This window comes from Rhodovibrio sodomensis (assembly GCF_016583645.1).
Classification (GTDB): domain Bacteria; phylum Pseudomonadota; class Alphaproteobacteria; order Kiloniellales; family Rhodovibrionaceae; genus Rhodovibrio; species Rhodovibrio sodomensis.
In genome coordinates this window covers 1-5,356 of the sequence record NZ_NRRL01000191.1, presented here as the reverse complement: position 1 = coordinate 5,356, position 5,356 = coordinate 1, and the positions used below count along the sequence as shown (strand labels likewise).

Annotated in this window: 3 protein-coding genes; 1 reads left to right on the top strand and 2 read right to left on the bottom strand. The window is 66.2% G+C overall.

Going from position 1 to position 5,356, the window contains the following annotated elements; genetic code table 11:
- Positions 1-350 precede the first annotated feature (350 nt).
- Together greA and carB are read right to left on the bottom strand one after the other, a co-directional pair.
- A complete protein-coding gene (gene greA, locus CKO28_RS26560) occupies positions 351-827 on the bottom strand; it encodes a transcription elongation factor GreA (protein WP_200344327.1) in 477 nt (158 codons plus the stop codon).
- A gap of 259 nt (positions 828-1,086) precedes the next feature.
- Entirely contained in the window at positions 1,087-4,347 is a 3,261-nt protein-coding gene (gene carB, locus CKO28_RS26555) for a carbamoyl-phosphate synthase large subunit (protein WP_200344325.1), read from the bottom strand.
- Positions 4,348-4,648: 301 nt separating this feature from the next.
- On the opposite strand from carB, the gene CKO28_RS26550 reads away from it, so the two are divergent.
- The gene (locus CKO28_RS26550; RefSeq protein WP_200344317.1) at positions 4,649-4,795 is read left to right on the top strand and encodes a hypothetical protein; all 147 of its coding nucleotides are present in this window, start codon (positions 4,649-4,651) and stop codon (positions 4,793-4,795) included.
- Positions 4,796-5,356: the final 561 nt, after the last annotated feature.

Genomic DNA, 5,356 nt, shown 5'->3' with positions numbered 1-5,356 from the left:
GGTTCACCCCCTCGCCCTTGAGGGGAGAGGGTGGGGCCCGCGGGCCGCAAGGTCCGTGGGAGGGTGAGGGTGGGACTCCTCGGCGTATCGCGCGGAGTGCCACCCTCACCCTGGCCCTCTCCCGTCACGGAGACCCCTGCACAGCAGGCGCTTCGACACCCGTCAGGCGTGCTTCGACACGCCGCCTGTCGGCGGCTGCTCAGCATGAAGGTGATATATGTTCCTGAAACACCTCTAACTTCATCCTGAGCAGGCTTGCGTAAGCAAGCCGTGTCGAAGGATGCCTGACGGGTATCGACACAGCCGTGCACACCTCTCCCCTCAAGGGAGAGGGGACCCGCCCAACGCGCCTACTTAAACTCGACCTGTTCGATCTCGTAGAACTTCTGGCCGCGCGGGGTCTCGACCTCGACGGAATCGCCCTTAGCCTTGCCGATCAGGGCGCGGGCGATCGGGCTGGTGACCGCGATCCGGCCGGTCTTCACGTCGGCCTCGTGCTCGCCCACGATCTTGTAGGTGGTCTCCTCGTCGGTGTCCTCGTCGGCCACCGTGACGGTGGCGCCGAACTTCACCGTGTCGCCGGACAGCTTGGTGACGTCGATCACCTCCGCGCGCGCCAGCATGTCCTCGATCTCGGCCACGCGCCCCTCGATGAACGACTGCCGGTCGCGCGCGGCGTGGTATTCCGCGTTCTCGGACAGGTCGCCGTGCTCGCGCGCCTCGGCGATCGCCTGGATCACTTCCGGGCGCGCGGTCGAGCGGAGGTACTTCAGCTCTTCGTAGAGCTTGTTATAGCCTTCCGCCGTCATCGGTACCTTGTTGCTCATTTCGCTCGCAAACTCAGCTTCGACTGCGTTGGTCGTGGGTGGGTGGTCACGCCCGTATCCCGGTCCCGCAGCCCTGTCTGCGTGACCCGGGCGCCTGTCCGGGGATCGCGGCCGGCGCGGTTGTGACGGACGGTCGGTCCGCGCGCCGCCCAGGTGTAGATGAGAACCAGCATGCCGCGCCGCAACCCGAACCAGGCCACCTGGAGCCAGCGGGGCCCGGCAAACCGGCCAGCGTCGGCGTTGCCGGCGAACCGGCGCGCTAGAACGACCTCTCAAAATACGCCTGCAAGGGGGCGACTTCAAGCTGACCCGAACGCATCGCCTGGATCGCGCGGGTGACGGCGCGGCAGCCGGCAACGGTCGTGTAGTAGGGAATCGCGTTGGTGAGCGCGGTGCGCCGGAGCGAGAAGGAGTCGGCGATCGCCTTTTTGTCTTCGGTCGTGTTGAAGATCATCTGGACTTCGCCCGACTTCATCTTGTCGACGATGTGCGGCCGGCCCTCGCGGACCTTCTTGACCTCCTCGACCTTCAGGCCGGCGGCGCGCAGGTGCTCGGCGGTGCCGGCGGTGGCGACCAGCTGGTAGCCCATCGACAGCAGGTCGCGGCCGAGCTCGACCATCGCCGGCTTGTGGCCGTCCTTGACCGAGATGAACACCGTGCCGCTGTCCGGCAGCTTCACGCCGGCGCCGATCTGCGCCTTGGCGAACGCGCGCGGGAAGTCGCCGTCCAGGCCCATGACCTCGCCGGTCGACTTCATCTCGGGACCCAGGATGACGTCGACCCCGGGTAAGCGGGCGAACGGGAACACCGCCTCCTTGACCGCCACGTGGTCGCGCTTGGTGCGCTGCAGCTGGAACTCCGAGAGCTTGGCGCCGGCCATCAGCCGGGCGGCGATCTTGGCGACCGGCACCCCGGTCGCCTTGGCGACGAACGGCACGGTGCGGCTGGCGCGCGGGTTGACCTCCAGGAGGTAGACCGTGCCGTCGAGCACGGCGAACTGCACGTTCATCAGCCCTATGACGCCCAGTTCGCGCGCCAGCTGGCGGCTTTGGCGCTCCAGCTCGTCGATCGTCGCCTGCGGCAGGGAATGCGGCGGCAGGGCGCAGGCGCTGTCGCCGGAGTGGATGCCGGCCTCCTCGATGTGCTCCATGATCCCGGCGACGAACACCTCCGCGCCGTCACAGAGCGCGTCGACGTCGACCTCGATCGCGTCGGCGAGGTAGCTGTCGATCAAGACCGGGTTCTTGCCGGAGACCGAGACCGCGTTCTGGATGTAGCGCTTCAGGTCGGCCTCGTCGTGGACGATCTCCATCGCCCGGCCGCCCAGCACGTAGGACGGGCGCAGCAGGACCGGATAGCCGATCCGGGCGGCCTCCTGGACCGCGCCGGCCTCGCTGGTCGCCAGGCCGTTCGCCGGCTGCTTCAGGTCCAGGATGTTCAACAGCTCCTGGAAGCGCCGGCGGTCCTCCGCCCGGTCGATCGCGTCCGGCGGGGTGCCCAGGATCGGCACGCCCGCGGCCTGCAGGTCGGCCGCCAGCTTGAGCGGGGTCTGCCCGCCGAACTGCACGATCGCGCCCACCAGATTGCCGCGCGACTGCTCGACGTGGGCGATCTCGCTCACGTCCTCCGCCGTCAGCGGCTCGAAGTACAGGCGGTCGCTGGTGTCGTAGTCGGTCGAGACGGTTTCGGGATTGCAGTTGACCATGATGGTCTCGTAGCCGGCGGCCTCCAGCGCGTACGCGGCGTGGACGCAGCAGTAGTCGAACTCGATCCCCTGGCCGATCCGGTTGGGCCCGCCGCCCAGGATCATCACCTTCCGCCGGTCGGTCGGCTCGGCCTCGTTCTCCGCCTCGCCCGGCAGGTCGCCCTCGTAGCAGCCGTACATGTAGGGGGTGGGCGACGGGAACTCGGCGGCGCAGGTGTCGACCCGCTTATAAACCGGGCGCAGGCCGATCGCCCGGCGCGCGGCCGCGACCTCGGGCTCGCCCTGCCCGACCAGCTCGCCCAGCCGGGCGTCGGAGAAGCCCATCTTTTTCAGCCGCAGGAACGCCTCCGGCTCCGGCGGCAGGCCGTCGCGGCGCACGCCTTCCTCGGCCTCGACGATCTGGCGGACCTGCTCCAGGAACCAGGGGTCGAAGTGGCAGGCGCTCTGGATCTCGCGGCTGGTCAGGCCGTGGCGGAACGCCTGGGCGATCGTCAGCAGCCGGTCCGGCGCGGGCCTGGACAGCGCCGCGCGCACCGCGCCCTTGTCGACCTGGCACTGGTCGTCGAGGGCCTCCGGGATCGCCACCTCGTTCAGCCCGGACAGGCCGGTCTCCATCGAGCGGAAGGCCTTCTGCAGGCTTTCCTGGAAGGTCCGGCCGATCGACATCGCCTCGCCGACCGACTTCATCGCGGTGGTCAGGTAAGGTTCCGCGCCCGGGAACTTCTCGAACGTGAAGCGCGGCATCTTGGTGACGACGTAGTCGATCGTCGGCTCGAACGAGGCCGGCGTCACCTTGGTGATGTCGTTGTCCAGCTCGTCCAGCGTGTAGCCGACCGCGAGCTTGGCGGCGACCTTGGCGATCGGGAAGCCGGTCGCCTTGGAGGCGAGCGCGCTGGAGCGCGAGACCCGCGGGTTCATCTCGATCACCACCAATTCGCCGGTCTCCGGGTTGACCGCGAACTGGACGTTGGAGCCGCCGGTGTCGACGCCGATCTCGCGCAGGCAGGCGAGCGAGGCGTCGCGCATCACCTGGTATTCCTTGTCGCTCAGGGTCAGCGTCGGCGCCACGGTCACGCTGTCGCCGGTGTGCACGCCCATCGGGTCGATGTTCTCGATCGCGCAGACGATGATGCAGTTGTCCGCGTGGTCGCGGACGACCTCCATCTCGTACTCCTTCCAGCCCAGCACCGACTGCTCGATCAGGATCTCGTTGACCGGCGACAGCCGCAGGCCGGAGCGCACGATCTCCTCGTATTCGTCGTCGTTGTAGGCGATCCCGCCGCCGGTGCCGCCCAGGGTGTAGGAGGGCCGGACGATCGCCGGCACGCCGACGTACTCGCGCGCGGCCATCGCCTCCTCGTAGGACCGCACGATCCGCGCGCGCGGGCTTTTCAGGCCGATCTCCTCCATCGCCGAGCGGAAGCGCCAGCGGTCCTCCGCCTTCTCGATCACGTCGGCGTTGGCGCCGATCATCTCCACGCCCAGACGCTGCAGCGTGCCGTCGCGCCACAGCGCGATCCCGGTGTTGAGGCCGGTCTGCCCGCCCATCGTGGGCAGGATCGCGTCCGGGCGCTCGCGCTCCAGGATCCGGGCGACCACCTCGGGCTCGATCGGCTCGATGTAGGTGGCGTCGGCCAGCCCGGGATCGGTCATGATCGTCGCCGGGTTGGAGTTCACCAGGATCACCCGGTAGCCCTCCTCCTTCAGCGCCTTGCAGGCCTGCGCGCCGGAGTAATCGAACTCGCAGGCCTGGCCGATGATGATCGGCCCGGCGCCGACGATCAGGATGGACTTGAGATCGGTGCGTTTGGGCATGACTGGCTTTCGCGCGCGTTTGTCCCCGCGCGGCGGACGGCGCCCTCTTGAAGCGAGGGCACGGCGCGCGGGGTCTCGGATCGGGCAGGTCTGTCGGCTAGGGCGCGTATGTGCCACGGACGCGCGGGCGAGGGAAGCCCCCCCGCGGGCGCGGCGTGCCGCTGGCGGGGGGCGTGCAAGGGAAGACTGAACCACAGAGACACAGAGGCACAGAGAGGCTGTGCCGCGCGGAAAAGGTGTAGGCTCCTTGCGCGCACACCAAACGCGGGCGATGCTGCTTACGAGAACATTGGAGAGTGTCATGTCGGATCGCTCGGAAAGCGAGGATCAGGAGCAAAGCTTCCTGGACGAATGGCTAGCACGCGCCGCGACGCGCGACACCTTGCTGGAACGGATGGCACGTGCCGCCATACAGGAACATCGGCAAGGTACTACCGAGTACTTCTGAGCCATGAATTGGGCACTAGCGCTGCCCTCTAGCCTCACGGAAAAACGGCAGAACTTGTTACTCGTACGCTCCATCTGGCGGCATCAATGAACGAACAAAATGAACAGGACGAACGGAAATATGATGAAAATGTAGACCGTATTCTTGATAGCATGGTGAATCTAATAGACAAAAAAATCAACACGTGCATATTCTTTCTTCATGCTGCCGACCAGGGCAATAATTTTAAATACGCCTGTGCAAGGCTTATGCTTCTGAATGCCGGCGTATCATTTAGAAACTTAAAACATTTTTATAATCCAATTGGTTTGCACTCGAAGGACGCTCCAACATTATCGAGAGTGACGTTCGAGGGAATCGTGAATGCGGCCTACATTCTAGGGTCTAAACTCAAATCTGCTTTTGCGTAAAGCGCTCGGTGTATGATTCGCTCAGTCTTGGGTCGTGAGTGGCAAGAGAGGGAGTGAATATACCATGCGGTTCGACTTGTCGGATCGTGAGTGGGGCGTCATCGAACCTCAGCTTCCACCGACCCGGCAGGGTGGAAAGCGCGCCGACGAT

Coding starts and splice junctions, on each gene's coding strand:
- greA (WP_200344327.1), bottom strand. CDS start 827: ATGAGCAACAAGGTACCGATGACGGCGGAAGGCTATAACAAGCTCTAC.
- carB (WP_200344325.1), bottom strand. CDS start 4,347: ATGCCCAAACGCACCGATCTCAAGTCCATCCTGATCGTCGGCGCCGGG.
- CKO28_RS26550 (WP_200344317.1), top strand. CDS start 4,649: ATGTCGGATCGCTCGGAAAGCGAGGATCAGGAGCAAAGCTTCCTGGAC.